Genomic DNA, 1,185 nt, shown 5'->3' with positions numbered 1-1,185 from the left:
CGGGACTATTCCAACAGTTGCTCTCGTAGGCCAGTTTTCGAACCCATCGTATGCGAGGCGCGCCAGACAATACCAAGGATCGACACGCGCGAAGACAGCTACGAAAGAAGCTGAACGGGGTGTCCTTGCGCTGACAGCAGTTTAACCGCCTTGCGGTCGAAGGAGACGAATGTCTCTCCGCCCAGCCAGTCGCCGTCGAAGGCAATTGCGCCGTCCGCAAAATCACCGCCGGCCTCCAGCACTGCAAGGCCTGCCTCGACAGCTGGCCGGTTGACGACCACATTTGTGGTGTTCGCCAAGGCTCGGATTGCCGCCACTATATCTACGCGTGCGGTTTGATATTGTCGGCCCAAAACCCATGCGAACTCGCACAAGGCCTGGAGGCTAACGGCCACGACGTCCGCCTTCGCCAGGAGGTCGACGGCCGCCTCCGCCTGTCGTTCGTCGTCGGCGACACAGGCGCGCAGCAGAACGTTCGTGTCGGCCGTGACTTTCATTCCTTGCTCGATCCAGCTGCAGCACCCGCTTCCGCGATTGCCTCATTGATTTCCTCAATGCTCAACACCCGGCCGTTCGTCTTGCCCTTGAGAAAACCGTAGAGTTCCCGGAATGATCCCTTTGCCCGCGCCGCCTTCAATTCCGCACGGCCGTCGGGGAGCAAATCAAGTTCTATTTTTTCGCCCGGCCTGATGCCCAGGTGCTGCAGCACGTCCTTACGGAAGGTCACCTGTCCCCGTGCCGTCACAGTCAGCGTCGTCATTTTGGCAGCTCCGATTAACCCACACTAATTAGATAATGCAAATCTGCATTATCATCAATAGCAGAGGTCAAGGCCGCATATGCAAATTGGCTAATCTACCTCAAAAGGACTTGGCGCGATCACGTGAGCCCTTGGGCAAGCAATCAATGGGGAGGACCCTCCCGGGCAACGCCTTACCCTTAGCGGTGGGGCGGCAGGAACATTAGCGTTCTCTAACGGTTCTCTCCTTGAGACGCGCTCTTGGGTGAAATCATGTTGGCATTCGCTTTCGCATATTATTCGGGGCTGACCAGCAATGACCTGTTCGGCGCCGTCGTGGCCTTGATGGCTGGGCTGCTTCTCTACAACGTCATGTGCGAAGACCGGCCAAACTGATAACAGGGCGCCGCTCATTGACTGTCTGGTGGGCTCGGTCGCCGCATTTC

3 protein-coding genes are annotated in these 1,185 nt (G+C 57.7%); 1 reads left to right on the top strand and 2 read right to left on the bottom strand.

The genetic code is table 11. The features are described 5' to 3' along the window. Positions 1-98: 98 nt before the first annotated feature. Both EH240_RS37030 and EH240_RS37025 read right to left on the bottom strand, forming a co-directional pair. Complete coding sequence (locus EH240_RS37030; protein WP_125007251.1) at positions 99-497, bottom strand: type II toxin-antitoxin system VapC family toxin; 399 nt, start codon at positions 495-497, stop codon at positions 99-101. Next, positions 494-760 carry an AbrB/MazE/SpoVT family DNA-binding domain-containing protein gene (locus EH240_RS37025; protein ID WP_125007250.1) on the bottom strand — a complete coding sequence of 89 codons (267 nt, stop codon included), beginning with the start codon at positions 758-760 and terminating at the stop codon, positions 494-496. Before EH240_RS37025 ends, EH240_RS37030 begins: the two co-directional genes overlap by 4 nt. 252 nt (positions 761-1,012) lie before the next feature. Here EH240_RS37025 and EH240_RS39810 point away from each other — a divergent pair, with 252 nt between their 5' ends. Further along, the gene (locus EH240_RS39810) at positions 1,013-1,135 is read left to right on the top strand and encodes a hypothetical protein (protein WP_281035204.1); all 123 of its coding nucleotides are present in this window, start codon (positions 1,013-1,015) and stop codon (positions 1,133-1,135) included. Positions 1,136-1,185 lie beyond the last annotated feature (50 nt).

The sequence above is a fragment of the Mesorhizobium tamadayense genome, from assembly GCF_003863365.1.
Classification (GTDB): Bacteria; Pseudomonadota; Alphaproteobacteria; order Rhizobiales; family Rhizobiaceae; genus Mesorhizobium; species Mesorhizobium tamadayense.
Note: the sequence above shows the minus strand (reverse complement) of the source record. Positions and strands in the feature narration are given on the sequence as shown.